This window comes from Falsirhodobacter halotolerans, from assembly GCF_022899245.1.
GTDB classification, from domain to species: domain Bacteria; phylum Pseudomonadota; class Alphaproteobacteria; order Rhodobacterales; family Rhodobacteraceae; genus Falsirhodobacter; species Falsirhodobacter halotolerans.
The window spans coordinates 953,285-978,605 of the sequence record NZ_JALJAZ010000001.1 but is presented as its reverse complement, the minus strand read 5'-3'; the positions used below and the strand labels follow the sequence as shown (position 1 = coordinate 978,605).

Genomic DNA, 25,321 nt, shown 5'->3' with positions numbered 1-25,321 from the left:
GGAGCAGAGATATGGCAACGCAAGTTCTGATGCCGGCCCTGTCGCCGACGATGGAAGAAGGCACGCTGGCGAAATGGCTGGTGAAGGAAGGCGACACCGTCACCTCCGGCATGGTCATGGCCGAGATCGAGACCGACAAGGCGACGATGGAATTCGAAGCGGTCGATGAAGGCATCGTCGGCAAGATCCTGATCGCCGAAGGCACGGCGGGCGTGAAGGTCAACACCCCCATCGCCGTTCTGGTGGAAGAGGGCGAGAGCGCGGACGACATCGACGCCGCGCCGGTCCAGTCCACGCAGGAAAAGCAGCCCGAGAAGTCCGAAGGCTCCGACGCCAAGCACATGGACGAACCCGTTGTCGCCTCTCCCGGTGCATCGGTTCCGGGCGAGCGCGACCGGTCGCCCGACTGGCCCGAGGGCACGGAGATGAAGACCATGACCGTGCGGGAAGCCCTGCGCGAGGCCATGGCCGAAGAAATGCGCGGGAATGACAAGGTCTTCCTGATGGGCGAGGAAGTGGGCGAGTATCAGGGCGCCTACAAGATCTCCCAGGGCTTGCTGGATGAATTCGGCCCCAAGCGCGTGGTCGATACGCCCATCACCGAACACGGCTTCACCGGCGTGGCCGTCGGCGCGGCGTTCGGCGGGCTGAACCCGATCCTGGAGTTCATGACGTTCAACTTCGCCATGCAGGCGATGGACCAGATCATCAACTCCGCCGCCAAGACGCTGTATATGTCCGGCGGTCAGATGGGCTGCCCGATCGTGTTCCGCGGCCCGAACGGCGCCGCCGCCCGCGTGGGCGCGCAGCACAGCCAGGACTTCGCGGCCTGGTTCGCGGCCATTCCGGGTCTGAAGGTCGTCATGCCCTATTCGGCGGCGGATGCGAAAGGCCTTCTGAAACAGGCGATCCGCGATCCGAACCCGGTGGTCTTCCTTGAGAACGAGATCCTTTACGGCCGCTCGTTCGAGGTGCCGGTGCTGGACGATTTCACCATTCCGTTCGGCAAGGCCCGCATCTGGCGCGAGGGCAAGGACGTCACCATCGTCTCCTTCGGCATCGGCATGACCTATGCCTTGGAAGCGGCGGACAAGCTGGCGGAAGAGGGGATCGAGGCCGAGGTGATCGACCTGCGCACCCTGCGCCCCATCGATTACGAAACCGTGCTGGAATCGGTCAAGAAGACCAACCGCTGCGTCACGGTCGAGGAAGGCTTCCCGGTGGGCTCCATCGGCAACCACATCTCGGCCACGATCATGCAGCAGGCGTTCGATTACCTGGACGCGCCGGTGGTGAACCTGACGGGCAAGGACGTTCCCATGCCTTATGCTGCGAACCTTGAGAAACTGGCGCTGGTCACCACCGCCGAGGTGATCGAGGCTGTCAAATCCGTCTGCTATCGCTGAGGAGGGACGAATGGCTACCGAAATCCTGATGCCCGCCCTGTCCCCCACGATGGAGGAAGGGACGCTGGCGAAATGGCACGTGAAGGAGGGGGACGAGATCACCTCCGGCATGGTCATCGCCGAGATTGAGACCGACAAGGCCACGATGGAGTTCGAGGCCGTGGACGAAGGCACGATGGGCAAGATCCTGATCGCCGAGGGCACCTCGGGCGTGAAGGTCAACACGGCCATCGCGATCCTGGTCGAGGATGGCGAGGAGGTTCCGGCCGATGCCGGGGCCGCCCAGAAGAAGGACACCGCCGAGGAAAAGGCCGGTCGCGAGGAGAAGGTGGAGCCGAAGGCCGTCCAACCCGCCCCCGGCGGAGCGGTGGCCAAGGGCGGCACCCCTGCCCCGAAGGCCGACGGCCAACGTATCTTCGCCTCCCCCCTCGCGCGGCGGATCGCCAAGGACAAGGGTCTGGACCTGAGCGGCGTCAAGGGCTCCGGCCCCCATGGGCGCATCGTGAAGGCCGATGTCGAAGCGGCCAAGGCGGGTGAGGCCCCCAAAGCGGCGGAGGCACCGAAAGCGGCAGCCGCGGCCCCGGTCGCCCCGGCGGCGTCGAATGCGGATGCGGTCAAGAAGATGTATGACGGTCGCAGCTTCGAGGAAATGCCGCTGGACGGAATGCGCAAGGTCATCGCCGCGCGCCTGACCGAGGCCAAGCAGTCGATCCCGCACTTTTATCTGCGGCGGTCGGTGAACCTTGATCCGCTGATGAAATTCCGCAGCCAGCTGAACAAGCAGCTGGAGGCGCGGAACGTCAAGCTGTCGGTCAACGACTTCGTCATCAAGGCCTGCGCGCTTGCGTTGCAGCAGGTGGGGGACGCCAACGCCGTCTGGGCGGGGGACCGTATCCTGAAGATGAAGGCCTCCGACGTCGCTGTGGCCGTCGCGGTGGAGGGCGGGCTGTTCACGCCGGTCCTGAAGGATGCCGATCAGAAATCCCTGTCGACCCTGTCGGCGGAGATGAAGGATCTGGCCGGCCGCGCGCGGGGCAAGAAACTGGCGCCGCACGAATATCAGGGCGGCAGCTTTGCCATCTCCAACCTTGGAATGTTCGGGATCGAGAATTTCGACGCGATCATCAGCCCGCCGCATGGCGCGATCCTGGCGGTCGGTGCCGGCCTGAAGAAGCCGGTCGTCGGTGCGGATGGTGAACTGACCGTGGCCACGATGATGTCGCTGACCCTGTCGGTCGATCACCGGGTCATCGACGGTGCGCTTGGTGCCGAACTGATGACCGCGATCTGCGACAACCTTGAGAACCCGATGACGATGCTCGCCTGAGGCCAGCATCCCCTGCATCGCACAAAGGGCCGGAGATTTCCTCCGGCCCTTTTCCGTTGGATCAGTCGTTGATCACCTGATCCATGCTGATGGAAGGTTGGTCGCAGCCCGCCGTGCCCACGACCTTGGCCGGAACCCCCGCGACAGTGGAACAGGCGGGCACGTCGCGCAGCACCACCGATCCTGCCGCAATCCGGCTGCATTGCCCCACGGTGATGTTTCCCAGCACCTTGGCCCCGGCGCCGATCATCACCCCGTTGCCGATCTTGGGGTGCCGGTCCCCGTCTTCCTTGCCCGTACCGCCCAGGGTAACCGAATGCAGCATCGACACATTGTCCCCCACGACGGCGGTTTCGCCGATGACGATGGAATGGGCATGATCCAGCATCACCCCCCGCCCCATCCGGGCATTGGGGTGGATATCCACACCGAAGACTTCGGACACCCGCGTCTGGATGAAATAGGCCATTTCCCGGCGGTCATGCGTCCAAAGCCAGTGGCCGATGCGATAGGCTTGCAGCGCCTGATATCCCTTGAAGAACAGGATCGGCTGCAAATACGTCTCGCAGGCCGGGTCGCGGTCGAACACCGCCGTCAGGTCGGCGCGGGCGCTTTGGCCCAACTCCGCCTCGTTGGTATGCGCCTCCTCCGCGATTTCGCGCAGGATCTGCTCGCTCATGTCGTTGGAAGCGAGCTTGGACGCGAAACGGTAGGCCAGCGCGCGTTCCAGCGTGGGGTGATGCAGGATACTGGCATGGACGAACCCCCCCATCAGCGGCTCGCGCTGGATCGTGTCGGTCGCCTCGTCGCAGATGCGCTGCCAGACGGGGTCGAGCGTGGTGATATGGGCGCGCAGTTCAGCCATGTGTCATCTCCGCTGGCAGGAAGCGGCAGGTTACCACCTCCCGCCGCGAATGGCGACCCTCAGCCGAGGGCGTAGCCCGCCCCGCGCACCGTCCGCAGGGGATCGTCCCCGCCGAAAACGCACAGCGCCTTGCGCAACCGCCCGATATGCACGTCCACGGTCCGCGTATCGACATAGATGTCGCGGCCCCAGACACGATCCAGAAGCTGCTCGCGGCTGAACACCCGACCGGGTTTTTCCATGAAGGTGGTCAGCAGGCGGAACTCGGTCGGTCCCAGCTTCAGCACCTTGTCCGCGCGATAGACGCGGTGGGTTTCGGCATCCAGACGGATGTTGTCCCATTCCAGCACCACCCCCACCGTCGCCGGACGCGACCGGCGCAACTGCGCCCGCACCCGCGCCATCAACTCCACCACGGAATAGGGTTTGATGACATAGTCATCGGCCCCCGTTTCCAGCCCCCGCACCCGGTCCACCTCTTCCGACCGGGCCGACAGCATGATGATCGGCATCTCGCGCGTTTCGGGGCGTGTCTTCAACTGGCGGCAAACCTCGATCCCCGACAGATGCGGCATCATCCAGTCCAGCACGATGACGTCGGGCGACACTTCGTCCACCAGAACCAGCGCCTCCTCGCCGTTCGAGGCCTGGACGACGCGAAACCCCTCCGCCTCCAGATTGTAGGCCAGGACCTCGCGCTGCGCCGGTTCGTCCTCGACCAGAAGGACCGTCGGGCGGTCGGTGCTCATGCCTCGCCCCCCGCGAAGGAAGTGGTGTCCCCCTTGGCCCGCGATTCCTCGGGCAGCGCGCCGGTGACAAGGTAGATGACCTGTTCGGCGATGGTCGTGGCATGATCGCCCACGCGTTCGATGTTCTTGGCGATGAAGTGCAAATGCATACAGGCGGTGATGTTGCGCGGATCTTCCATCATGTGGGTCAGAAATTCGCGGAACAGCGCGTTATACATCTGGTCCACTTCGGCGTCGCGCTGGCGGACATCGGCGGCCAGCTTTTCGTCACGCTGGATATAGGCGTCCAGCGCGTCCTTCAGCTGCAGTTCCACCGTCTTGGCCATGCGGCGGATCGCCAGCGCCGCCCCCGGAATGGGCGCCATCTGCGACAGGACGGTGGACCGTTTGGCCAGGTTCTTGGCGAAATCGCCGCAGCGTTCAAGGCTGGAGGCGATCTTGATCACCGTCAGCACGGTGCGCAGATCCCCGGCGATGGGCGAGCGCAGGGCGATGATGCGCGCGCATTCGACGTTCACCTGCTCTTCCAGCGCGTCGATGGCCTTGTCGGACCGGCGCACGATGTCGGCCGCCTCGTCGTCGCGGGCCTCCAGCGCGTCGGCGGCGTTGATGATCGCCGCCTCCACCAGACCGCCCATCTTCATGATCATCGCCTGCACCGCTTCCAGATCGCGGTCGAAGGCGGAGTGGATGTGGACGTCACTGTTCATGATGCCTCCTTAACCGATCTTGCCGCTGATATAGCTTTCGGTGCGCGGATCGCGCGGGTTGGTGAAAATCTGCCCGGTTTCCCCGGTCTCCACCAGGTTGCCCAGATGGAAGAACGCGGTCTTCTGGCTGACGCGGGCGGCCTGCTGCATGGAGTGGGTGACGATGACCACCGCGAACTGGCTGCGCAGCTCGTCGATCAACTCCTCCACCTGCGCGGTTGCGATGGGGTCGAGGGCCGAGCACGGCTCGTCCATCAACAGCACCTCGGGCGAAGTGGCGACGGCGCGGGCGATGCACAGACGCTGCTGCTGCCCCCCCGACAGGCCGGTGCCCGGCGCGGTCAGCCGATCCTTGACCTCGTTCCACAGCGCCGCCTTGCGCAGCGCGGTTTCCACCACCTCGTCCAGTTCGGCGCGGCTGCGGGTCAGCCCGTGGATCTTGGGCCCGTAGGCCACGTTGTCATAGATCGACTTGGGGAACGGGTTCGGCTTCTGGAACACCATGCCGACCTTGGCGCGCAGGCGCACCGGATCGACCTTGGGGTCATAGATATCCTCGCCATCCAGTTCGATCAGGCCCGTCACCTTGGCTGCGGCGATGGTGTCGTTCATCCGGTTCAGGCAGCGCAGGAACGTGGACTTTCCGCAGCCCGAGGGGCCGATGAAGGCCGTGACATGGCCGTTCAGGATGTCGATGCCCACACCCTTCAGCGCGTGGCTGTCGCCGTAATGGACGTTGACGTCGCGCGCCTTGATCTTGGTTTCCGTGGTGGACACGTCTCTCTCCACAATTCGCATATCGTTCATGATCGGTCCCCCTTACCAGCGGCGTTCGAATTTGCGGCGCAGGATGACGGCGATGGCGTTCATCACCAGAAGGAAGGCCAAAAGGACGATGATCGCCCCCGAGGCCCGCTCCACGAAAGCAGGGTCCGACCGCTGCGTCCAGTTGTAGATCTGCACCGGCAGGGCCGAGGCTGGATCGAACAGGCCCGCCGGCGGCGCGGCGGGGAAATCGCGCACGAAGGCCACCATGCCGATCAGCAGAAGCGGCGCCGTTTCGCCAAGCGCCTGCGCCAGACCGATGATCGTGCCCGTCAGGATGCCCGGCATGGCCAGCGGCAGGACATGGTGGAACACCGTCTGCATCCGGCTGGCCCCCACCCCAAGCGCCGCATCGCGGATCGAGGGCGGCACGGCCTTCAGCGCCGCGCGGGTGGAGATAATGATGGTCGGCACGGTCATCAGCGTCAGGACCAGCCCGCCGACGATGGGCGCCGATTGCGGCAGGTGGGCGAAGTTGATGAAGATCGCAAGGCCCAGGATCCCGAACACGATGGAGGGCACGGCGGCAAGGTTCGAGATGTTGACCTCGATCACATCGACCCAGCGGTTCTTCGGCGCGAATTCCTCCAGATAGATCGAGGAGGCGACGCCGATCGGCACGGCCAGAACCAGCACCACGAGCATCATGTAGAGCGAGCCGAGGATCGCGACCCCCAGGCCCGCCGCCTCGGGCCGCTGGTCCGAGGCGTCGGGTTTGGTGATGAACCCCCAGTTGAAGCGCGTGGTCATCAGCCCGTCCGCCGCCATCGCCATCGCGATCTGCAACCGTTCGGGGGTGATGTTGGCGTCGCGCGTGGCGCTTTCCATCGACACGCGGCCCTTGAAGAACCCGTCGATCCGGCCATGGGTCAGGGCGTCGATCTCCACCCGCTGGCCCAACAGGTCGGGATCGTTCAGCACCCGGCGGCGCAGGTCGGCGGCCGCTTCGGGCGACAGGATGCCGGTGATGTCGGCGTCGGCGATGCCCTCGGGCACGATGCCGCGTTCGCGCACCGCGGCAACCACCCCGTCGCGCAGGACGTTTTGATAGCCGACCGTCGTGACACGCGCCATCTCGGCCGGATCACGGTTGCCTTGGGGGTCCAGCGTGTCCGCCGGCAATGTCATTTCGAACTGGGCATAGGTCTGCGTGAAGGCCGACGACCCCCGCGACACGATGGAGGTCAGCAGCGTCACCAGCGCCAGAAGGGCGATGGTGATCGCGATGATGCCATACAGGCGGAACCGGCGTTCGGCCGCGTTGCGCTTGCGGGTGCGGTCGTCCAGCGTCAGCAGCGACGAACGGGGGATGCTGGCATCGGTCATTCATACTGCTCCCGATAGGTACGGACGATATAGAGGGCGAGGATGTTCAGCCCCAGCGTGATCACGAACAGCGTCAGGCCGAGGGCGAAGGCGACCAAAGTCTCGGGCGAGTTGAAGTCGGTGTCGCCGGTCAGCTGGCTGACGATCTTGACGGTGATGGTGGTCATCGCCTCGAACGGGTTCACGTCCATTCGGGCCGCGGCCCCTGCCCCCAGAACGACGATCATCGTCTCGCCAATGGCGCGGGAAGCGGCGAGCAGGACGGCGCCCACGATGCCCGGCAAGGCGGCGGGAAGAACCACCTTGCGGATGGTTTCCGACGGCGTGGCGCCAAGACCCAGCGATCCGTCGCGCAGGGATTGCGGCACGGCGTTGATGATGTCGTCCGACAACGAGGACACGAAGGGGATGATCATGATCCCCATCACCAGCCCCGCCGTCATCACCGACGATCCCGACGATCCCAGACCCAGCGGTTGGGCGAAGTAATCCCGCAGCAACGGCCCCACGGTGATCAGCGCGAACAGACCATAGACGATGGTGGGGATGCCGGCGAGGATCTCGATCAGCGGCTTGGCCACGGCGCGCACCCGCCGGGTCGCGTATTCCGAAAGATAGATGGCGGAGAAAATGCCGATCGGCACGGCGACCAGCAGCGCGATCAGGCTGACATAGAGCGTGCCCCACAAGAGTGGCAGGATGCCAAGCTGGCTCTGCCCCTGAAACACCGGCGACCAGGTCGTGCCGAAGAAGAACTGGGTCCACGGATACTGACGGAAGAAGTTCACCGTCTCGAACACCATGGAGAAGACGATGGCGACCGTCGTCAGGATCGCGATCAGCGAGGCGAGCATCAGGATGCCCATCGTCACCCGCTCCACGCTGTTGCGGGCGCGGAAATCGGGGCGGCAGCGGCGGATGCCCCAGACGGCCCCGGCCAGCGCCACCGCAATCACAAGGATGGCCATGCCAAGGTTCAGCGCCCCGGCCGTGTCGCGCATCGCGCGCGCGGCGTCATACATCGGCCGGGTGATGGTCAGCAGGTTCGGCACGCCCGCATCCCGCAGCGCACCGGCCAGTGCCGCCGGGTCCGTGGCAAAGCCGTCGATCCTGTCCGCCGTCATCGCCCCGCTGCCCACCGCCGTCTGCATGGCGGAGGCGAGTGTCCGCACATCGCGCATTGCCGCGTCCCGGTCCCCCTGGGCCACGCTGTCCGGCAACGCCAGCGCCCCCTCGGCCCGCTGTTCGACGACAAGGGGCTGCACGATCAGCCATGCGATCAGGATCAGGAAGGCCGGAATGGCCGCCGTCATGAAGGCGAACCACCCGTAGTAGGAGGGCAGCGAATGAAGGCGCCGGGGATCGCCCGACGTGCTGGCAATGGCCCCACGCCGACCGAGCGCGAAGGCGATGGCGGCGATGGCAACCACGATCAGCGTAATCCAGAGCACGGACATATCGGATCTCGTTCATGGGAACGCCCGGCCGCCGGATGCGGCCGGGCTTTTGGACATTTGGAAGGGCGGGCGCCCCTCCGCGCGTCTTACATGGTTTCTTCCGCCGCGACAGCCGCCTGCGTCTGGGCCAGCTCCGGGTCCGACACGAGGCCATAGGCGGCCAGCGGGCCGTTCGGGCCGGCCATGTCGTCGGACACGAAGAATTCGACGAATTCCTTCAGGCCGGGGATGACGCCGATATGGGCCTTCTTGACATAGAACTGCAGCGGGCGGGACACCGGGTATTCGCCCGAGGCGATGGTCTCGGTCGACGGGGTCACACCGGACATGGTCGCCACTTGCAGCGTGTTGGTGTTGTTTTCATAGAACGAAAGACCGAACACGCCGATGCCGTTCGCGTCCGACTGGATGCGGGCCAGCGTCTCGGTGTAATCGCCATCGATATCGACCGAACGACCGTCGGTGCGGATCGCGACGCAGGCCTCTTCCGCCGCGTCCTCGTCGGTCATCGCCGTCATTTCTTCCAGCGCGCCGGAGGCTTCGCAGCCCGCGGCCATGACCTTCTCCTCGAACACTTCGCGGGTGCCGTGCTTGGTGCCCGGAATGAAGGCCAGGATCGGCTGTTCCGGCAGGTCGGCATTCACTTCGTTCCAGGTGGTGTAGGGGTTGGCGACCAGTTCGCCGTCCACGACGACCTGCGCGGCCAGCGCCTTGTACCAGTCTTCCGGAGTGAATTCGAAGGCTTCGCCGTTGATGTCGGAGGCGAAGACGATCCCGTCATACCCGATCTGGACATGCATGATGTCGGTCACGCCGTTGGCGTGGCAGGTCTCGATCTCGCTTTCGCGGATCAGACGCGAGGCGTTGGCGATGTCGGGCGTATTCTCGCCCACGCCCTGACAGAACTGCTGCAGGCCCGCCGACGAACCGCCCGATTGCACGACCGGGGTCGGGAAGTCGAAGTTCTCGCCAAAGGCTTCGGCCACGATGGTGGAGTAGGGAAGAACGGTCGACGACCCGGCGACCTGCACCTGCTCGCGGCCCTGAGCCGAGGCGACCCCGGCAAAAGCCGTGGCGATGGCGAAGGTGGACGCGGTGAGTTTCATGAGCGACATCTCTGTCTCCTGATATACGATTACCCAAGGCCTTGGTCGGACCTCTTGCCCGTATGGCTACCGGCGGAATGCGACCTGTATGTAAAACCAATGTGACAGTTTCATGACATCGTGGCGTTTTGCGGGTCCCCCTCCGCCCAATTTTCCGGCAGTGACACGGAGAAATACCGGCGATCTGGTGCCGAAATGGGGGCCACGGCCCGGCATCCGCTTGCCACGCCCAATTTACGGGCAATATACGCAAGCAACCCGAATCCTACGTCACGTTTGGTATCCCGCATTGTCCCAGTCCCGCACACGTCCGTCGTCAGCCCGTTTCACCCGCCGCGCGTTGCTGGCGACCGGGGCCGCCAGTGCCGCCCTGATGGCCATGCCGGTCCACGCCCAGGACGCGCCGCCGCCGCCCCAGGATCCGCAGCCCCCGGTCGCGACCGAATTGACGCCGCCCACCGCGCCGGTGACGATGCCGTTCGATTTCGACATGCTGACCCAGGAGATGCGGACGGCCGCGACCGAGGCGTATGTGGCCCCGTCCAAACCGACCGGCGCCCTTGGCAACCTTGGATATGACGATTACCGCGCGATCAACTTCCGTTCCCCCAATGCGCGCTGGTCCGATGCCCCCGGATCGATGTTCCGGGTCGAGGCGTTCCACATGGGGTGGCTCTACAGCGATCCCGTGCGAGTGTTCGAAGTGCAGGACGGTTCGGCGACCGAGATGCATTTCTCCACCGACGACTTTGATTATTACAACGATCTTGCCGACCGGTTTCAACCGCATCTGGAACTGCCGGGCGTTGCGGGCTTCCGTCTTGCGACCCCGCTGAACCGCCCGGACGTCTATGACGAACTGGTGGCCTTTCTGGGCGCGTCGTATTTCCGCGCACTGGGGCGCGGCAACAGCTATGGCCTGTCGGCGCGCGGGCTGGCGATCAACACCGCGTCCGGCGGGCAGGAGGAATTCCCCCGCTTCTCCCGCTTCTATCTTGAGCGTCCGACCGACGGGTCGATGACGATCGTGGTCTATGCCGCGATGGAAAGCCCCTCCGTCACGGGGGCCTATCGCTTCCTGATCACGCCGGGCGAGGAGACGGTGATGGTCGTCACCGCGCGCATCTTCGCCCGTCAGGATGTGCAGCAACTGGGCGTGGCCCCGCTGACGTCGATGTATATGTTCTCGGAATCCAACCGGGCGAACTACGACGACTTCCGCCCCAACGTTCACGATTCCGACGGTTTGCGGATCGAGCGCAACTCGGGTGAGATCATCTGGCGGCCGCTGAACAACCCGCCGCGCCTTGGCGGCTCGTATCTGGGCGAAAGCTCGCCCCGGTCCTTCGGCCTGTATCAGCGGGACCGCGAATTCGAAAGCTTCCAAGACATGGAGGCGCTGTATGAACGCCGACCGTCGGCCATGGTGCAACCCATCGGCGACTGGGGTCCGGGATCCGTGCGGCTGGTGGAGATCCCCACCGACTCCGAGGTGAACGACAACATCGTCGCCTTCTGGGTTCCGGATGAAGAGTTCAAGAAGGGCGACGCCCGCGAATACGCCTATTCCCTGCGGTGGGGCGCGATGGCGGCCGATCCGAACCAGTCGCTCGCCTATGTCTATGACACCCGTTCGGGCGCGGGCGGCGTTTCGGGGCTGAACAACGGCGACAACTTCCGCAAGTATGTCGTGGATTTCCGGGGCGGCGTGATTGCCAACCTGCCCGCCGACGCGATGCTGGAACCTGTGGTCAACGTCCAGAACGGCACGGTCGAACATGTCAGTCTGGTGCGCATTCCGGGCACCGACATGTGGCGGTTGATCATGGACGTGACGGGCGATTCCGGGGCGGTCGTGGAACTTGGCGCACATCTGGCCGGTTACGGACGCAAATTGTCGGAAACCTGGCTTTATCAATGGATCAACGCATGACGACCCAGCCCAAGCCGACGCCCGCTGCCCCCTCGGCGCCTCGCGGAACACTTCCGAACGCGCCGCTTGCGATGCCGAAGCAAGTATTGACACGGTCCACACCCTCGCTCATCGCGCGCCTGTTCCGCCCTTGGCGTGCGAAGGCGGGTCTCTGATCCATGGTGTCCGCCCACACCTCCGCTGGTGCCTATCTCTCTCGCACCCTTGGACTGAGCGTGAGCCTGTTGTCGGCCTGCGGGGCGTTCTTGCTGTTCCTGCAATTCGGCTGGTCGGACGGGTTGGACGCGATGGATATCGTCCGGTCGGCCTTCATCTGGATCTCGACCTTCTGGCTGGCGTGGGGGGCGGTGCAGGCCATTCTGGGCATGATGACCCGCGCCAAGGCCCCGGCCCTTCCGCCATTCACCGGGCTGACGACACGCACCGCGATTCTGGTTCCGGTCTATAACGAGGATCCAGTCACGGTCTTTGCCCGCATCGTCGCGATGGACCGCTCCCTGAAGGCGACGGGCCATTCCGACCATTTCCACTTCGCCATCCTGTCCGACACCCGCAAGGAGGACATCGCGGCGTTGGAGCGGCATTGGTTCGAACGCCTGCTGGACGATTGCGATGGCGAGGGGCGGATGTTCTATCGTCGGCGCGCGGACAATACGGGGCGCAAGGCCGGCAATATCGAGGATTTCTTCCAAAGCTCGGGCGCGGCCTATGATTTCGCGCTGATCCTGGACGCCGACAGCCTGATGGAGGGGGCGACCATCGTCGAAATGGCCCGCCGGATGGAGGCGGATCCCAAGCTGGGCCTGTTGCAGACCCTGCCCAAGGTGACCCGCGCCACCGCCCGTTTCGGGCGGGCGATGCAGTTTTCCGCAAGCTTCCATTCCCCGATCTTCGCGCGTGGTCTGGCAATGATGCAGGGCACCACGGGGCCTTTCTGGGGGCATAACGCCATCGTCCGATGCCGCGCCTTTGCCGAAAGCTGCGGCTTGCCCGAACTGCCCGGAAGCCCCCCGTTCGGCGGGCACATCCTCAGCCACGACTATGTCGAGGCGGCCCTTCTGGCCCGTGCGGGCTGGGTCGTGCGCCTGGATGACGATCTGGCCGGCAGCTTCGAGGAGGGGCCGGAGAACATCGTCGATCACGCCAAGCGCGACCGGCGGTGGTGTCAGGGCAACCTGCAGCATTCCAAGATCGTCGCCGCCCCGGGCCTGCGTCCATGGAACCGCTTTGTCTTCGTGCAGGGCATCCTGTCCTATATCGCGCCGCTGTTCTGGTTGGGATTCCTCATCTCCTCCATCGCGGCGCCGTGGTTCGCCCCGCCCCTGAACTATTTCCCCGTCGAAAACTGGCCCTTCCCCATCTTTCCATCGGACGAGACGTGGAAGGCCATCGGGCTGGCCATCGGCATTTTCGGCCTTCTGTTCCTGCCGAAGTTTCTTGTGGTGGCGGATGCGATTACCTCGGGTCGGGCCAAACGGTTCGGGGGTGCGGGGCTTGTGGCGCGGTCGACCTTCGCCGAACTCCTCCTGTCGTCGATCAACGCGCCGATCCTGATGATGTTTCAGACGCGGTCGGTGCTGCAGGTTCTGCTTGGCGCCGACAGCGGCTGGCCCACGAACAACCGTGGCGACGGCACCTTGACCGTGGCCGAGGGGTGGGAGGCGACGTGGTGGATCGTCCTGACCGGCGCGGCGGGCCTGGCCGCGACCTGGTTCTTCGTGTCCGGTCTTGTGCCGTGGCTGCTGCCCATCGTGGTGCCGATGATCCTGGCCCCCCTGATCATATCCTGGACGTCGCAGCGCAGCCGGTCGCGCCTATTTGCAACGCCGATCGACGTGATCCCCTCTCCCGTGCTGGCGCTGAACGATCAGGCGCTGGCCGCGTGGCAAAAGAACGGCACCCCGTGAACGCCGCCCTTCGGGGCGGTTTTTCTTTTCCCTTGCGCAGGATCGCTGTTCCACGTGATATGTTCGATGAAACACAACGGGATATTCCGATGCTGCGCCTTGCCCCCCTTGTCCTGATCGCCCTGCCCGTCATGGCCCAGGCCGACACCGTGACGGTGTTCGCCGCCGCCAGCCTCAAGACCGCGTTCGACACCATCGCCCCGGACTGGAAGGCGCAGTCGGGCGACGATCTGGTCATCTCCTATGCCGGCTCTTCGGTCTTGGCGCAGCAGATCATCCAAGGCGCGCCCACCGACGTCTTCATCTCCGCCTCGACCGACTGGATGGACGCGGTGGATGAGGCGGGGGTAACGATAATGGGAACGCGGAGGGATCTTTTGGGAAACACCTTGGTCCTCGTGGCGGCCACGGACGCGCCGGAGACAACGATCGAACGCCTGCCCGACGCCCTGTCGGGGGGGAAGCTGGCGATGGCGCTGGTCGATTCGGTCCCCGCCGGGGTTTACGGGCAGGAGGCGTTGCGCACACTTGGCCTGTGGGACCACGTCCGCGCTGACGTGGCGCAGGCCGACAACGTGCGCGCGGCGCTGGCCCTCGTGGCGGCGGGCGAAGCGCCCTATGGCATCGTCTATGCCTCGGATGCGGTGGCGGAACCCGCGGTTCGCGTGGTGGCCACCTTCCCCGAGGACAGCCACACCCCCATCACCTATCCCGCCGCCGTGATCCGTGGCACCCATCCCGAGGCGGCGGAGGCGTTCCTGACCTACCTGTCCCAGCCCGCCGCCGGGGCGGTCTTCGCGGATCAGGGATTCAAGGTCCTGCCCTGACATGCTGTTCACGCCCGAGGAATGGCAGGCCATCCGCCTGTCGCTGCAGGTGGCCGGCGTCGCCACGGCGGTCAGCCTGCCCTTCGGGGTGTTCATCGCCTTTGCCCTCGCCCGCTGGCGGTTTCCGGGGCGCGACCTGCTGAACGGTCTGGTCCATGTGCCGTTGATCCTGCCCCCGGTCGTGACGGGGTATCTTCTGCTTCTGACCTTCGGGCGGCGCGGATGGATCGGGGGCGCGTTGGCCGAATGGGGGATCGTTTTCGCCTTCAACTGGACCGGGGCCGCGCTGGCGGCAGGCATCATGGCGTTCCCGCTGATGGTCCGCGCCATGCGCCTTTCCTTCGAGGCGATCGACCCCGGGCTGGAGGCCGCTGCCGCCACGCTGGGTGCCCACCCGATGCGGGTCTTCGCCACCGTCACCCTGCCCTTGGCGGTGCCGGGGGTGCTCGCAGGCTCCATCCTGGCCTTCGCCAAGGCGATGGGGGAATTCGGCGCGACCATTACCTTCGTGTCGAACATTCCCGGCCAGACGCAAACCCTTCCCTCGGCCATCTATGCGCTGCTGCAGGCCCCCGGCGGGGAGGAGCGGGCGATTCGGCTGGTCGTCGTGTCCGTGGTCCTGTCGCTGGGGGCGATCCTGATGTCGGAATGGCTGGCCCGCGCCTTTGCAAGGCGGTTGCGCGCATGACCCTGTCCGTCCATCTCCGCCATGCCTTTCCTACGATCCGGCTGGATGTCGCCTTCGACGCGGCGGGGGGCGTGACCGCCCTCTTCGGCCGCTCGGGCGCCGGAAAATCCACCGTCGCCAATGCCATAGCGGGCCTTCTTCGTCCGGATGCAGGGCATATCCGGCTGGCAGGTCGGACCCTGTTCGACGGGCACGTCTGGGTTCCCCCGCATCGGCGGCGGGTGGGATACGTCTTTCAGAACGCCCGGCTGTTTCCCCATATGTCCGTCCGCCGCAACCTTCTTTATGGCGCGCCGTCGGACCGCGACCTGCCCGCCATCGCCGCGCTTTTGGGGATCGAGGGGCTGTTGGACCGCCGCCCCGCCGGCCTGTCGGGCGGCGAGCAGCAGCGCGTGGCCATCGGGCGCGCCCTACTTATGAAACCGGAGCTTCTGGTTCTGGACGAGCCTCTCTCCGCCCTCGACACCGCCCGGAAGGCCGAAATCCTACCCTATCTGGAGCGTCTGCGGGACGAGACGGCCCTGCCCATGCTGTATGTCAGCCATTCGATTGCGGAGGTGACGCGCCTTGCAGGGCAGGTCATCCTGCTGGATCGGGGGGCGGTCAGCCGCATCGGCACCCCGGCCGAAATGTTCGGCAATCCCGACCTTGCCCCGCATCTGGATCGTCGGGAACTGGGCGGCGTGATCTCCGGCCTTGTGCATGGGACGGAGGATGACGGCCTGACGCGGGTCGAGACGGCCGGTGGGCCGGTTTGGCTGGCGACCCGGGCCCCGCCCGGTGCCACCGTCCGCATCCGCATCGCGTCCGAGGATGTCCTCCTGTCGCTGCACCGGCCCGAGGGTCTGTCGGCCCAGAACATCCTGAACGGGCGCATCGTCGGCCTGACGGACCAGGACGGCGCGGTCCTTGTGCGGCTGGCTCTGTCCGACGGGGATCACCTCGTGGCCCGCATCACCCGCCGCGCCCGCCGGCAAATGGGGCTGGAGATTGGGCAGGCGGTGCATGCCATTCTGAAGACCGTGGCCTTGGGCGATCAGGGCTGACGGGTGGTGTCGCCGTCCTTGGCCACCGCGGGCGCGCGGTTCTCCAATCGGTCGCGATACAGCGCCGCCCGCCCCAGAAGCATCAGCGTGACGGGCGTGGTGCAGATCACGAATACCGCGATCAGGATCTCGTGGATGGTGAACCGCCCGCCCTTCACCGAGAAATACAGCATCGAGGCAAGCACGATCACCACCGTCGCCCCGCAGGTGATGATCGATGGCGCGTGGATGCGCTTGTAAAAGGTGTCCAGCTTCAAAAGCCCAATCCCCCCAATAAGCGCCAGAGACGCGCCCAGCAGGAGAAGCAGGCTCACGAGGATATCGGCCCAAAGCGGCAGCGTGCTCATTCGATCACCTCACCGCGCATCAGGAATTTCGCAAGGGCCACGGTCGCCACGAACCCGAGGATCGCGATGACCAGCGACGCTTCGAAGAAGAAGACGGTGCCGGTCTGGATGCCAAGGGTCATCAGAAGCAGCATCGACACGACATAGGCTGTGTCGAGCGCCAGAACGCGATCCTGCGCGCGCGGGCCGCGCATCATGCGGATGCAGGCGAACAGCAGCGCGAAGGCCAGCATCCCCTGCGCAAGGAACAGCGCGATCGGCAGGATCATTCGAAAATCTCCCTCAACGTCTTTTCGTAGCGAGTTTTCATCAGGTCGCGCCACATCTCTTCTTCCTCAAGGTCGAAGACGTGCATCAGCAATATGCCGCTGCGGGGGTTCCAGCCCAGCCAAGCCGTGCCGGGGGTGGCCGTGATGATGATCGACATGATGGCCAGAATGGCGCGGTCGCGGGTGTCCAACGGCACCTCCACGATGCTGGAGCGGGGCTGCCGCCGCCCCAGAATGACCCTGGCCACCTGCAGATTGGACCAGGCCATGTCCATCAGGAAGACCCCGATCAGCCGGGGGATCGGGCGCCAGCGGCGGATGGTGACGTTCTTTGGTTCCAAGGCGGACAAGGCGCGGCACGCCACTGCCGACACCGCCGACCCCAGAATCAGCTGGCCCAGGGAAAATCGGGTCAGGATCATCCACATCAGCAGCAGCAGGCAGAAGAAGATCGGGTGGGGAACGACGCGCTTCATTCGCTCGCGGCCTCCTCTTCACGTTGGTCGACGGTGCGTTCGGCGGTGATGACGCCGTCGATATAGACCTGCGGCCGATGCAGGGCCGAGGCGGTCGCCTCCATATACCGCATGACGGGACGCGACTGCCATGTCAGCACCAGCACCATGAGCACCAGTGCGGCAATCGGCACGATCTCGATCGCCATGACGCGGGGCCCTTCATCATCGCCGGCCCAGAAGGTCTGCACCCCCACGCGGACCAGCGCGATCAGCGTGGCAAGACCCGACAGGATCAGCACGGCGAAGAACACCCAAGAGGCGGTCGTGCCGCCCTGCCCCCCCTGAAGCAGGCTGGACAGCATCATCACCTTGCCCAGGAACCCCGGCAAGGGCGGCAGACCCGCCAGAAGCACCGCCAGCGCGGCAAAACAGATGCTGAGGATGGTCATCGTTGCCGGAAGGGTCAGGCCCGTGACCTCCTCCTCCGGTTCCTCATCCGGGGCGCCGTAAAGGTCAGCCGACAGCGCCAGCATCGCCGCCACCGCGCCCTGCCCGCGTTCGGCCAGTTCCACCAGCAGGAAGAACGCCGAAATCCCCAAGGTGGAGGCCACCATGTAATACAGGGCCGCCCCCAGGATCGGCACGCCCCCGTCCTGCATCGCCAGCGCGATGACGGCCACCAACGTGCCGGAGGAGATCAGGACGGCATAGCCCGCCATCCGCGACATCGCCTGCGACCCGAGGATGCCCGCACTGCCAAAGGCCATCGTGGCGATGCCGCCGACGAACAGCACCTCGGCCCCGAACCCGGCGGACGGTCCGCTGCCCGGGGCAAAGGCCAGAAACCCAAGCCGCAGGATCACATAGACCCCCACCTTGGTCAGGATGGCGAACATCGCGGCCGATGGGGGCGACGCCATCTGATAGGCCGAGGGGAGCCAGAAGCAGAGGGGCCAAATCCCGGCCTTCACCAGAAACGCGATCCCCAGAATGGCCAGCGCCGCATGGACCAACGGCCGGTCCTGATCCGAGATGCCGGGCATCCGCTGCGCCAGATCAGCCATGTTCAGCGTGCCCACCACCCCATAGATCAGCGCGATTCCGATCAGGAAGAACAGCGACGCCACAAGGTTGACGGCGATGTAGTGAAAGCCCGCCTTCACCCGCTCCGCCCCCGACCCGTGCAGCATGAGGCCGTAGGACGCCGCAAGCATCACCTCGAAAAACACGAAGAGGTTGAAGAAATCGCCGGTCAGGAAGGCGCCGTTGACGCCCATCAGCAGGAACATGAACAGGCTGTGGAAATGCTGCCCCCGCCCGTGCCACCCCGCCGAGGCATAGACCAGCGCCGGGATCGACAGCAGCGATGCCAGCACCAGCATCAGCGCCGAAAGACGGTCCAGCACCAGGTTGATCCCGAACGGCGTCGGCCAGTCGCCCAAGACATAAAGGCCGATCAGGTTGCCGCCCGACGGGCCGGTGCCCTTCGACCGCAGCAGCAGATCGACCGACACCACCAGCATCAGCACGCAGGCGACCAGGCTGATGCCCAGCTTGGACTGACGTTGCCGATCCTCATAGAACAGCATCAGCGCGCCCGCGATGACGGGGATCAGGATCGGCGCGATCAGCATGTGCTGCGGCCCCGCGAAATCGAAAAGTGCCGTCTCGTTCACGAATCGCGCTCCTTCCCATCGACGTGGTCGGTTCCGGTAAAGCCCCGCGCCGCCAGCAGCACCACAAGGAACAAGGCCGTGGTGGCAAAGCTGATGACGATGGCCGTAAGGACCAGCGCCTGAGGGATAGGGTCGGTATAGGCCGTCGGGTCGATGTCGACCGACGGATCGAGTATCGGGGCCGCGCCCATGCGCAGCCGGCCCATCGAAAAGATGAACATGTTGACGCCATAGGACAGCAGGCACAGGCCGATGATGACCTGAAAGCTGCGTGGCCGCATGACGAGCCAGAGGCCGGAGGCGACGAGCGTTCCGATGGCGAGGGCCAGTATCAGTTCCATCAGCTCTCCTCCTCGGCGGCTTTTTCGCGCGCCCGGCTCCACCGCAGGGATTGGTGGCCGATGGCGATCTGCATCAGGACCACGGCCCCGACGACCACGAGGAACACGCCCAGATCGAACAGCAGCGCCGTGGCGGCCGGAACCTGCCCGATCAGCGGGATATCAAGATATTGCGAATGCGCCGTCAGGAAGGGATAGCCGAACAGCCACGATCCCATGCCCACGAAGGTGGAGACAAGCAAGCCCGCCCCGATCCAGCGCACGGGCAGGATGCGCAGCCGATCCTCCACCCAGGTCACATCGGCGGCCAGATATTGCAAAAGGAACGCGATCGCCAGCGCCACACCTGCGGCAAAGCCACCCCCCGGCAGGTCATGCCCGCGGAAGAACAGTTCGGCCGACAGAAGGATGATGACCGGGAACATCCAGTGCATGATCACCGACGGCACCATCAGATAGTCGCGCACGGTATCCCCCCGCTCACGCCCGTCCGCCGCATCGTCGTATTCGTTCTGCAACCGCTGCTGCGGGGTCAGTTCGTTGCTTTCCATCGCGGGACGGAAACGGCGCAGAAGGGCGAAGATCGTCAGGCCGACGATGGCCAGGACGCAAATCTCGCCGAACGTGTCGAAGCCGCGGAAATCGACCAGGATCACGTTGACGACATTCGTGCCGCCCCCTTCGGAATACGCGTGCTGCAGGAACCAGTCGGAGGCAAGATTGCCCTGCGGCATCATCATGACGGTATAGGCCATGAGCGCCACGCCCGCCCCGCACAGGACGGCCACGACCAGATCGCCCCGCCGGCGCAGCTTGGCGCGCAGCGAGTTCACCTCCACGATCTCGGTCCGGCGGCGCGGCATCCAGCGCAGGCCCAGAAGCAGCAGGACGGTCGTCACAACCTCCACCAAGAGCTGCGTCACACCAAGATCGGGGGCCGAGAACCACACGAAGGTCACGCAGGTCATCACCCCCGCGCCGCCCAGCAGGATCAGGGCGGCAAATCGGTGATACTTGGCCATGTAGGCCGCACCCACGGCACAGCCCGCCCCCACGATCCAGATCAGTGCGAAGATCGGATTGACGCCCGTCACAGCCGGAACGCCCGCAATGATCGCGCTGGGCCACAGGGCAACGGCGGCAAATCCCAAAGCGAGCAGGATCAGCAGACGGATCTGCGGCTGCAACCGCCCCGTTCCGAAGGCGCGGGTCAATTTACGCGGGGCCCGCCACGTCGCATAGACCATGAGGCTGTCGAATATCCGCGCGCCCCGAATGCGGTGCAGCAGCGGCGGCCCCTCGGGGCCACGGGCGATCGCCTTGTGGGTCACGGCATAGAGCACGATCCCGGCGACCACGGCGATCACGCTCATGATCAGGGGGACGTTCACGCCGTGCCACAGGGCCAGCGAGTAATACGGCACGTCGGACCCAAGGACGGCGAACGCCGCCGCCGCAAGGATCGGCCCCACGGTCAGCGCGGGCAGGATGCCGACGGCGAGACACAGGACCACCAGAACCTCGGCCGGGCGGCGCATCCACGGGGTGGGTTCATGCGCGTTTTCCAGTCCGGGGGCCAGCGGGCCGAAGAAGACCGCCAGCACCAGACGCAGCGAATAGGCGACCGAGAAGATCGACCCGAAGACCGCAAGATAAGGCAGCGCATCGTCAAAGGGCGAACCGCCGTGCCACGCATAGGCTTCTGCAAAGAACATCTCTTTCGACAGGAACCCGTTCAGCAGTGGCACCCCCGCCATGGAGGCGGAGGCGATGGCCGCCAGCGTGGCCGTGATCGGCATGACACGCCGCAGGCCCGACAGCTTGCGGATGTCGCGCGTGCCCGTTTCATGATCGACGATGCCCGCCGCCATGAACAGCGACGCCTTGAAGATCGCGTGGTTGATGACGTGGAAGATGGCGGCCACGATCGCCTCCGGGCTGCCGATCCCGGCCAGCGCGGTGATCAGACCCAGATGGCTGATGGTGGAATAGGCCAGAAGCCCCTTCAGATCGTGCCGGAACAGCGCGACCACCGCCCCCACGATCAACGTGGCCATTCCGGCGCCCGTGACGATGTTGAACCACTCGGCCGTGCCGCCGAAGACGGGGAAGAAGCGGATCAGCAGGAACACCCCCATCTTCACCATGGTGGCGGAATGAAGATAGGCGGACACGGGCGTCGGCGCCGACATCGCGTTCGGCAGCCAGAAATGGAACGGGAACTGCGCCGACTTGGTGAAGCAGCCGATCAGGAACAACAGCAAGGCCGGAAGATACAACGGATGTTCGCGCAGCACCGGCCCCGAGGCCAGGACGCGGTCCAGATCGTAGCTGCCCGCGACATATCCCACGATCAGCATCGCGGCGAGAAGGCACAAGCCCCCCGACCCCGTCACGATCAGCGCCATCCGCGCCCCATCCCGGGCGTTGCCGTTCGACCGCCAGAACCCGATCAGGAGGAAGGACACAAGGCTCGTGATTTCCCAGAAGATGGTCATGACGATGATGTTGCCCGACAGCAGCATCCCGTTCATCGCCCCGGCAAAGAACAGCAGCAGCGCAAAGAACCGCGGCGCCGTGTCCTTGGAGGAAAGGTAGTAGCGGGCATAGATGACGATCAGGAACCCGATCCCCATCACCATCACCGCAAACAGCCAGGACAATCCGTCCAGCCGAAGGGTCATGTTGATGCCCTGACGCGGCAACCACGCGTTGTAGTCGCGCACCGCCTCGCCCGCGTCCATCATCGGCCAGAAGGCGCACAGGATCATCGTCCCGAGGGCCATCGTCGCGCCCGCGACCATCGCGCTGGCGTTGCGCGCCGGACGCTGCATCGTCGCCACGATCGTGCCGGCAAGGAAGGGAAGCACGAGAAGGACGAGAAGGAGCGAGGAGGGAAGCATACGTGTGCGGACCGCTTTCTGCAGGATGACGGGGATCGGGGCTGAAACGCTTGATCGGGTTATTGTCCGCACATAGCCCGAGTTCAACACACGTCGTGCAAGATTTCAGATTGCGACGAACATGTTATCCGCGTTTGCGCAAGATCTGGCGCAACATGCCGTGGAAGGTCTGCACCTCGGCCCGGGTCAGGTGCAGGCGGCTCCACATGTTGCGGAGCGCAAGGCGCATTCCGTCGGCCTTGGCCGGGGGGAAGAAGAAGCCCGCCTCCTCCAGACGTTCCTCGTAATGATCGCCCAGCTTCTGCACCTCGATCTGGGTGGCGAACTCGGTCCGGCCCATGGCCATCACCTCGGGCGCGATATCCTCCGTCTGGCGGCGCCATTCATAGGCGGTCAGGAGCACGCATTGTCCAAGATTCAGCGACGGGAAATCCGGGTTCACCGGAACGGTGATGATGGCATTGGCCAGCGCCACGTCGTCATTCTCCAGCCCCGCCCGTTCGGGCCCGAACAGGATGCCGACACGTTTGCCTTCGGAGGCCAGCGCGCGGGCGTAGTCCATCGCGCGTTCGGGCGTCATGACAGGCTTGGTCAGTTCCCGCCCCCGCGCGGTGGTAGCGAAGACGAAATCGCAGTCGCCGATCGCGGCGGGCAGATCGTCGAACAGCCCAGCCCCGTCCAGAACCCGCCCCGCACCGGAGGCCATGGCGTTCGCCTTGGGGTTCGGCCAGCCGTCGCGCGGGGCCACGATCCGCATCCGCTCCTGCCCGAAGTTCAACATGGCGCGGGCGGCGGCACCGATGTTCTCCCCCATCTGGGGGCGGACGAGGATGAAGACGGGCGGGATCATGGCGGCTCTCCTGACGGGTGCATCCTGATACGGTGCGCGCGGCGTGATGACAACCGATGCGAAACAGGTTAGGGGGATCGCCAGACAATCCGGAGATTTTCCATGGCCGACGCCGAACGCCCGCAAATCTATCTTTCCACGCCGGCGGATTTCGACCCGGAGACCTTTGCCGACCCGCTGGCCCGCGTGCTGGACGGGGCGGAGGTCGCCTGCCTGCGCCTGTCGCTTGCCACGCGGGACGAGGTGCGGCTGTCGCGCGCCGCGGACGCCCTGCGCGAGATCTGCCATGCCCGCGACATCGCGCTTGTGATCGAGAACCACGTCCTGCTGGTGGATCGGCTGGGGCTGGACGGCGTGCACCTGACCGACGGGGCGCGGTCGATCCGCAAGGTCCGCACCGACCTGGGGGCCGAGGCGATCGTCGGTGCTTTCTGCGGCATCACCCGGCACGAAGGCATCAACGCGGGCGAGGCGGGGGCCGATTACGTGGGCTTCGGCCCCGTGGGCGACACGCCGCTGGGAACCGGCGACCGGGCCGATACCGACCTTTTCGCCTGGTGGTCCGAGATGATCGAGGTTCCGGTCGTGGCCGAAGGCGCCCTGACGCCGGAGCTGGTCGCGGCGCTGGCCCCGCACACGGATTTCTTCGGCATCGGCGACGAGATCTGGGGCCAGGACGACCCGCTGGCGGCGCTGCGCGGGCTTATCGCTCCTCTGGGGTGAGGGCGCCCATCGGGTGGGCATGGCGCACTGTAGCCTCCACCTGCGCGGCCATGGCCTTGCGATCGGCGACAGCGGCGACGGGAACCGGCGCGTGGAACACGACATCGACCGCCCCGCCGCCCGGGGCGGCCAGCACCTGCTTCAGATGCCCCCCAAAGCCCATGCCGCCCCACCAGCCGTGAAACCGCGCATCCCGCCCCGGGGGCGCGTGATAGGCGACGGTCACCGGCTGGATCGCCATGTCCTCCCTCAGATCCGGCGCGAAGAACGCGGCGAACAGCGTTGATTTGAAGGGAAGAATTCGGCGGCTGTCGGTGCTGGTGCCTTCGGGGAAAAACAGCAGGTGATGACCGGCCCGCAGCCGCGCCTCGAACACCTGTTGTTGGGCCCGCGCCTCGTTCGATTTGCGGTTGATGAACACCGTGCCCGTCGCCCGCGCCAACCAGCCGATGCCCGGCCACTTCGCCACCTCGGCCTTTGACACGAAGTAAATGCGGGCGCAGGCGTTCAGGGTATAGATGTCGAGCCAGCTTGCATGGTTCGCGACGATCGCCCCGCGTTCGGTCATCACCCGACCCCGTTGGCGCAGCCGGATGCCAAGAACCGCAAGCGAGGCGCGGCAGACGAATTGCGTGATGAACGGCGTCAGCGGGCGGCGCAGGCCGAAGATCGGACGCTCGATCACGCGCAGCAGAAGCAAGAGGAGCAGGCAGCCGAAATTGATCACCACCAAAGCCGGCGCGCGCAGGATCAACCGTATCCATCCTCCGACCGCAAGCGGGGGGTGGGAAATCCGTTCATCCTGCCACGCCATGTCCCGCTCCTCTTCGCGCCGAAAAACTATTGTATCGTTCGCCCATCCGGGCCGTGTCCATCACCAGACAGACATCCGTGGTGTTGAAGGCATGGTCGATCCACGCCCCGTCCCCCACGCAGCCGCCCAAACGAAGATAGGCCTTGATCAGCGAAGGGACGGCCAGCATCGCCGCGCGGCGGTCGATTTGTTCCGGGTGCAGGATGTCCATCGTCCGGGCCGACGCGCCGATCGCCCGCACGCGCAACTCGGGCGGGGCCAGATGGTCGCGGTGCAAAAGCGACAAGGGTTGGGCCAACGCCTGCAGGTCGGTGCCACGAAAACTGGCGGGGCCGAACAGGATCTCGATCCCCCGCGCCACGACGTAATCGGCCAGCCCCGCCCACATCTGCGCCACGGCCAGCCCGCCGCGCATATCGGGATGAACGCAGGATCGCCCCAATTCCAACAACTTGCGACCTGAACGTTGCAGCGGGTCCAGATCGAATTCGGCGGCGGAATAAAACCCATCCACCGCCCGGTCCGACGGCAGCAGGCGATAGGCGGCCACGACATCGTCCAGACCCGAGCGCGCCGGATCGACCAGAACGAGGTGGTCGCACTGCGCATCGAAGGCGTCGATTTCCAGCCGCCGGTCATGATCGACCAGATCGCCCGAGGCGCCCAATTCCTCCACGAACACCGCATAACGCAGGCGTTGGGCCGCGCGCAGGTCGCGGTCGTCGCGCGCAAGGCGCAGGTGAAGCGGGGAACCTTCGGTCATGGCCG

Annotated in this window: 25 protein-coding genes; 8 read left to right on the top strand and 17 right to left on the bottom strand. The window is 65.5% G+C overall.

The window, feature by feature from the left end; translation table 11 throughout:
- Positions 1-11: 11 nt before the first annotated feature.
- On the top strand, positions 12-1,406 hold the full coding sequence (locus tag MU449_RS05120; RefSeq protein ID WP_244736924.1) for a pyruvate dehydrogenase complex E1 component subunit beta: 1,395 nt from the start codon (positions 12-14) through the stop codon (positions 1,404-1,406).
- Positions 1,407-1,416: 10 nt separating this feature from the next.
- Complete coding sequence (locus MU449_RS05115) at positions 1,417-2,733, top strand: pyruvate dehydrogenase complex dihydrolipoamide acetyltransferase (protein WP_244736923.1); 1,317 nt, start codon at positions 1,417-1,419, stop codon at positions 2,731-2,733.
- A 61-nt stretch (positions 2,734-2,794) separates the two neighbouring features.
- Here MU449_RS05115 and cysE read toward each other — a convergent pair whose 3' ends face one another.
- The 8 genes from cysE to MU449_RS05075 all read right to left on the bottom strand — a co-directional run bounded on the left by cysE (position 2,795) and on the right by MU449_RS05075 (position 10,263).
- Entirely contained in the window at positions 2,795-3,598 is an 804-nt protein-coding gene (cysE, locus tag MU449_RS05110) for a serine O-acetyltransferase (RefSeq protein WP_244736922.1), read from the bottom strand.
- Positions 3,599-3,657: 59 nt separating this feature from the next.
- Entirely contained in the window at positions 3,658-4,347 is a 690-nt protein-coding gene (phoB, locus tag MU449_RS05105; RefSeq protein ID WP_244736921.1) for a phosphate regulon transcriptional regulator PhoB, read from the bottom strand.
- The gene (phoU, locus tag MU449_RS05100) at positions 4,344-5,057 is read right to left on the bottom strand and encodes a phosphate signaling complex protein PhoU (RefSeq protein ID WP_244736920.1); all 714 of its coding nucleotides are present in this window, start codon (positions 5,055-5,057) and stop codon (positions 4,344-4,346) included. The genes phoB and phoU overlap by 4 nt, the downstream gene beginning before the upstream one ends.
- Before the next feature lie 9 nt (positions 5,058-5,066).
- Positions 5,067-5,864, bottom strand: a complete 798-nt coding sequence (pstB, locus tag MU449_RS05095) for a phosphate ABC transporter ATP-binding protein PstB (RefSeq protein WP_244736919.1) — start codon at positions 5,862-5,864, stop codon at positions 5,067-5,069.
- A 12-nt stretch (positions 5,865-5,876) separates the two neighbouring features.
- Positions 5,877-7,208, bottom strand: a complete 1,332-nt coding sequence (gene pstA, locus MU449_RS05090; protein ID WP_244736918.1) for a phosphate ABC transporter permease PstA — start codon at positions 7,206-7,208, stop codon at positions 5,877-5,879.
- The gene (pstC, locus tag MU449_RS05085) at positions 7,205-8,665 is read right to left on the bottom strand and encodes a phosphate ABC transporter permease subunit PstC (RefSeq protein ID WP_244736917.1); all 1,461 of its coding nucleotides are present in this window, start codon (positions 8,663-8,665) and stop codon (positions 7,205-7,207) included. The genes pstA and pstC overlap by 4 nt, the downstream gene beginning before the upstream one ends.
- An 86-nt stretch (positions 8,666-8,751) precedes the next feature.
- Positions 8,752-9,780 carry a PstS family phosphate ABC transporter substrate-binding protein gene (locus MU449_RS05080; protein WP_244736916.1) on the bottom strand — a complete coding sequence of 343 codons (1,029 nt, stop codon included), beginning with the start codon at positions 9,778-9,780 and terminating at the stop codon, positions 8,752-8,754.
- 261 nt (positions 9,781-10,041) lie between these two features.
- On the bottom strand, positions 10,042-10,263 hold the full coding sequence (locus tag MU449_RS05075; RefSeq protein ID WP_244736915.1) for a hypothetical protein: 222 nt from the start codon (positions 10,261-10,263) through the stop codon (positions 10,042-10,044).
- Here MU449_RS05075 and MU449_RS05070 point away from each other — a divergent pair.
- The 5 genes from MU449_RS05070 to modC all read left to right on the top strand — a co-directional run bounded on the left by MU449_RS05070 (position 10,244) and on the right by modC (position 16,172).
- Entirely contained in the window at positions 10,244-11,704 is a 1,461-nt protein-coding gene (locus tag MU449_RS05070; protein WP_244736914.1) for an OpgD/OpgG family glucan biosynthesis protein, read from the top strand. The two genes, MU449_RS05075 and MU449_RS05070, sit on opposite strands and share 20 nt — an antisense overlap.
- A gap of 158 nt (positions 11,705-11,862) precedes the next feature.
- Positions 11,863-13,611, top strand: coding sequence for a glucans biosynthesis glucosyltransferase MdoH (gene mdoH, locus MU449_RS05065; RefSeq protein ID WP_244736913.1), 1,749 nt, complete (start codon positions 11,863-11,865; stop codon positions 13,609-13,611).
- An 89-nt stretch (positions 13,612-13,700) separates the two neighbouring features.
- Positions 13,701-14,438 (top strand): molybdate ABC transporter substrate-binding protein, encoded by a 738-nt coding sequence (modA, locus tag MU449_RS05060; RefSeq protein ID WP_244736912.1) that lies wholly within the window; start codon positions 13,701-13,703, stop codon positions 14,436-14,438.
- Between the two features lies 1 nt (position 14,439).
- A complete protein-coding gene (modB, locus tag MU449_RS05055; RefSeq protein ID WP_244736911.1) occupies positions 14,440-15,126 on the top strand; it encodes a molybdate ABC transporter permease subunit in 687 nt (228 codons plus the stop codon).
- Positions 15,123-16,172 carry a molybdenum ABC transporter ATP-binding protein gene (gene modC, locus MU449_RS05050; RefSeq protein ID WP_244736910.1) on the top strand — a complete coding sequence of 350 codons (1,050 nt, stop codon included), beginning with the start codon at positions 15,123-15,125 and terminating at the stop codon, positions 16,170-16,172. Before modB ends, modC begins: the two co-directional genes overlap by 4 nt.
- Here the strand turns inward: modC and mnhG are convergent.
- The 7 genes from mnhG to MU449_RS05015 form a co-directional block, all read right to left on the bottom strand.
- Positions 16,163-16,519, bottom strand: coding sequence for a monovalent cation/H(+) antiporter subunit G (gene mnhG / locus MU449_RS05045; protein WP_244736909.1), 357 nt, complete (start codon positions 16,517-16,519; stop codon positions 16,163-16,165). The genes modC and mnhG overlap by 10 nt on opposite strands.
- Positions 16,516-16,788 (bottom strand): K+/H+ antiporter subunit F, encoded by a 273-nt coding sequence (locus MU449_RS05040; RefSeq protein ID WP_244736908.1) that lies wholly within the window; start codon positions 16,786-16,788, stop codon positions 16,516-16,518. The genes mnhG and MU449_RS05040 overlap by 4 nt, the downstream gene beginning before the upstream one ends.
- Complete coding sequence (locus tag MU449_RS05035) at positions 16,785-17,264, bottom strand: Na+/H+ antiporter subunit E (RefSeq protein WP_244736907.1); 480 nt, start codon at positions 17,262-17,264, stop codon at positions 16,785-16,787. The genes MU449_RS05040 and MU449_RS05035 overlap by 4 nt, the downstream gene beginning before the upstream one ends.
- Positions 17,261-18,922, bottom strand: coding sequence for a monovalent cation/H+ antiporter subunit D (locus MU449_RS05030; protein WP_244736906.1), 1,662 nt, complete (start codon positions 18,920-18,922; stop codon positions 17,261-17,263). The genes MU449_RS05035 and MU449_RS05030 overlap by 4 nt, the downstream gene beginning before the upstream one ends.
- Positions 18,919-19,263 (bottom strand): Na+/H+ antiporter subunit C, encoded by a 345-nt coding sequence (locus MU449_RS05025; protein WP_244736905.1) that lies wholly within the window; start codon positions 19,261-19,263, stop codon positions 18,919-18,921. The genes MU449_RS05030 and MU449_RS05025 overlap by 4 nt, the downstream gene beginning before the upstream one ends.
- Complete coding sequence (locus MU449_RS05020) at positions 19,263-22,166, bottom strand: monovalent cation/H+ antiporter subunit A (protein WP_244736904.1); 2,904 nt, start codon at positions 22,164-22,166, stop codon at positions 19,263-19,265. The genes MU449_RS05025 and MU449_RS05020 overlap by 1 nt, the downstream gene beginning before the upstream one ends.
- 124 nt (positions 22,167-22,290) lie before the next feature.
- Complete coding sequence (locus MU449_RS05015) at positions 22,291-23,016, bottom strand: RNA methyltransferase (protein WP_244736903.1); 726 nt, start codon at positions 23,014-23,016, stop codon at positions 22,291-22,293.
- 102 nt (positions 23,017-23,118) lie between these two features.
- Here MU449_RS05015 and MU449_RS05010 point away from each other — a divergent pair, with 102 nt between their 5' ends.
- The gene (locus MU449_RS05010) at positions 23,119-23,739 is read left to right on the top strand and encodes a thiamine phosphate synthase (RefSeq protein ID WP_244736902.1); all 621 of its coding nucleotides are present in this window, start codon (positions 23,119-23,121) and stop codon (positions 23,737-23,739) included.
- Here the strand turns inward: MU449_RS05010 and olsA are convergent.
- Together olsA and olsB are read right to left on the bottom strand one after the other, a co-directional pair.
- The gene (olsA, locus tag MU449_RS05005; RefSeq protein WP_244736901.1) at positions 23,720-24,553 is read right to left on the bottom strand and encodes a lyso-ornithine lipid O-acyltransferase; all 834 of its coding nucleotides are present in this window, start codon (positions 24,551-24,553) and stop codon (positions 23,720-23,722) included. The two genes, MU449_RS05010 and olsA, sit on opposite strands and share 20 nt — an antisense overlap.
- Entirely contained in the window at positions 24,537-25,316 is a 780-nt protein-coding gene (olsB, locus tag MU449_RS05000) for an L-ornithine N(alpha)-acyltransferase (RefSeq protein ID WP_244736900.1), read from the bottom strand. Before olsB ends, olsA begins: the two co-directional genes overlap by 17 nt.
- Positions 25,317-25,321 lie beyond the last annotated feature (5 nt).

Excerpts from the sequence above, each read along its gene's own strand:
- mdoH (WP_244736913.1), top strand. The coding sequence starts at position 11,863 with ATGGTGTCCGCCCACACCTCCGCTGGTGCCTATCTCTCTCGCACCCTT.
- mnhG (WP_244736909.1), bottom strand. The coding sequence starts at position 16,519 with ATGAGCACGCTGCCGCTTTGGGCCGATATCCTCGTGAGCCTGCTTCTC.
- MU449_RS05080 (WP_244736916.1), bottom strand. The coding sequence starts at position 9,780 with ATGTCGCTCATGAAACTCACCGCGTCCACCTTCGCCATCGCCACGGCT.
- pstB (WP_244736919.1), bottom strand. The coding sequence starts at position 5,864 with ATGAACGATATGCGAATTGTGGAGAGAGACGTGTCCACCACGGAAACC.
- phoB (WP_244736921.1), bottom strand. The coding sequence starts at position 4,347 with ATGAGCACCGACCGCCCGACGGTCCTTCTGGTCGAGGACGAACCGGCG.
- MU449_RS05015 (WP_244736903.1), bottom strand. The coding sequence starts at position 23,016 with ATGATCCCGCCCGTCTTCATCCTCGTCCGCCCCCAGATGGGGGAGAAC.
- MU449_RS05070 (WP_244736914.1), top strand. The coding sequence starts at position 10,244 with ATGCCGTTCGATTTCGACATGCTGACCCAGGAGATGCGGACGGCCGCG.
- cysE (WP_244736922.1), bottom strand. The coding sequence starts at position 3,598 with ATGGCTGAACTGCGCGCCCATATCACCACGCTCGACCCCGTCTGGCAG.
- MU449_RS05120 (WP_244736924.1), top strand. The coding sequence starts at position 12 with ATGGCAACGCAAGTTCTGATGCCGGCCCTGTCGCCGACGATGGAAGAA.
- MU449_RS05010 (WP_244736902.1), top strand. The coding sequence starts at position 23,119 with ATGGCCGACGCCGAACGCCCGCAAATCTATCTTTCCACGCCGGCGGAT.
- MU449_RS05040 (WP_244736908.1), bottom strand. The coding sequence starts at position 16,788 with ATGATCCTGCCGATCGCGCTGTTCCTTGCGCAGGGGATGCTGGCCTTC.
- pstC (WP_244736917.1), bottom strand. The coding sequence starts at position 8,665 with ATGTCCGTGCTCTGGATTACGCTGATCGTGGTTGCCATCGCCGCCATC.
- MU449_RS05035 (WP_244736907.1), bottom strand. The coding sequence starts at position 17,264 with ATGAAGCGCGTCGTTCCCCACCCGATCTTCTTCTGCCTGCTGCTGCTG.
- modC (WP_244736910.1), top strand. The coding sequence starts at position 15,123 with ATGACCCTGTCCGTCCATCTCCGCCATGCCTTTCCTACGATCCGGCTG.
- MU449_RS05115 (WP_244736923.1), top strand. The coding sequence starts at position 1,417 with ATGGCTACCGAAATCCTGATGCCCGCCCTGTCCCCCACGATGGAGGAA.
- olsB (WP_244736900.1), bottom strand. The coding sequence starts at position 25,316 with ATGACCGAAGGTTCCCCGCTTCACCTGCGCCTTGCGCGCGACGACCGC.
- pstA (WP_244736918.1), bottom strand. The coding sequence starts at position 7,208 with ATGACCGATGCCAGCATCCCCCGTTCGTCGCTGCTGACGCTGGACGAC.
- MU449_RS05020 (WP_244736904.1), bottom strand. The coding sequence starts at position 22,166 with ATGCTTCCCTCCTCGCTCCTTCTCGTCCTTCTCGTGCTTCCCTTCCTT.
- modB (WP_244736911.1), top strand. The coding sequence starts at position 14,440 with ATGCTGTTCACGCCCGAGGAATGGCAGGCCATCCGCCTGTCGCTGCAG.
- MU449_RS05075 (WP_244736915.1), bottom strand. The coding sequence starts at position 10,263 with ATGTCGAAATCGAACGGCATCGTCACCGGCGCGGTGGGCGGCGTCAAT.
- MU449_RS05025 (WP_244736905.1), bottom strand. The coding sequence starts at position 19,263 with ATGGAACTGATACTGGCCCTCGCCATCGGAACGCTCGTCGCCTCCGGC.
- modA (WP_244736912.1), top strand. The coding sequence starts at position 13,701 with ATGCTGCGCCTTGCCCCCCTTGTCCTGATCGCCCTGCCCGTCATGGCC.
- phoU (WP_244736920.1), bottom strand. The coding sequence starts at position 5,057 with ATGAACAGTGACGTCCACATCCACTCCGCCTTCGACCGCGATCTGGAA.
- olsA (WP_244736901.1), bottom strand. The coding sequence starts at position 24,553 with ATGGCGTGGCAGGATGAACGGATTTCCCACCCCCCGCTTGCGGTCGGA.